The sequence below is a fragment of the Sutterella massiliensis genome (assembly GCF_016899755.1).
Taxonomy (GTDB): Bacteria; Pseudomonadota; Gammaproteobacteria; order Burkholderiales; family Burkholderiaceae_F; genus Sutterella; species Sutterella massiliensis.
In genome coordinates, this window is sequence record NZ_JACJJC010000381.1 from 1 (window position 1) to 304 (window position 304).

The 304-nt window shown below is 53.3% G+C and carries 1 protein-coding gene; it reads right to left on the reverse strand.

The annotated features are described in order from the left end of the window. On the reverse strand, positions 1–304 hold a 304-nt coding region (locus tag H6A60_RS13000), incomplete at both ends, for a LysR substrate-binding domain-containing protein (protein WP_239477752.1).

The window sequence follows — 304 nt, forward strand, 5'->3', positions numbered from 1 at the left end:
CGATATTCACAAAAGGGCTGATGAGCATTTTTATGAATCGATATTCTCGAAAGTCAGCGGCAACAAGCTGTCGGGAGGCTTTGATTTCAGCGAGCGGATGCTCCGGAGAGACGATAAAGACGTAGGTTTCAGAGCAAATGCGCTGCGACCTAAAATCCGGCGGTACGGGAGGATCCGGACAGATGACAAGATCGACCACGCCGTCGGCCAATGCGCGCCGATAGTCCGTATTGATTTCCCGCATTGCTCGGAAGTCAAGGCCGATGTTTGGCACAAGCCTGCGGATCTTGGCCAGGCTCGGAAA